The sequence below is a fragment of the Parendozoicomonas sp. 209JJ7-1 genome (genome assembly GCF_058147085.1).
This window is the reverse complement of record NZ_JBYVJU010000149.1, coordinates 1-522: the sequence shown is the minus strand read 5'-3', so window position 1 is coordinate 522 and position 522 is coordinate 1. Positions and strand designations below refer to the sequence as shown.

At 49.4% G+C, this 522-nt stretch carries 1 protein-coding gene; it reads left to right on the top strand.

All coding sequences use genetic code 11. The features are described from left to right. Positions 1-39 precede the first annotated feature (39 nt). Positions 40-522, top strand: a 483-nt coding sequence (locus ACY2RQ_RS19790) for an IS110 family transposase (protein WP_490114734.1), incomplete at its 3' end; no start/stop codon positions are given.

Below are 522 nucleotides of genomic sequence, written 5' to 3'. Positions count from 1 at the left end.
GGGCCTCGAGCCCGTATAGCAAGGCAGAGTCAGCTTATAATGAAGAACACAAAAAGCAAAGAATCGACTTACATTGGCATTGATGTTGGCAAGTCCAAGCTGGATGTTTATTTCCATCCTCAGGGCTTTCATCAGCAGATGGATAACACCGAAGTAGCCATTCGCTCGCTGGTTGAGGTGCTTGTTGAGATGCAGCCGGAACGTGTTGTTGTCGAAGCCACGGGTCGCCACGAAAGTGCGTTTGTTTTTGCCTGTGATAGAGCTTCGCTGCCCATCGTAGTGGCGGATCCGGTCAAAGTCAGGAACTTTGCCAAAGTGATAGGGGTGCTGGCTAAGACGGATAAAGTCGATGCCAAGGTCATCGCTCTGTATGCAGCAAAAATCCAGCCTGATGTTCGTCCGTTATCCGATGAAAAGTCCCGTCTTATCAAGGATTTACTGATTCGTCGCAAGCAACTCCTGGGTATGCGTACCCAAGAGAAAAACCGCCTTCAGATTATGCCGAAGGCTGTTCACGCATCT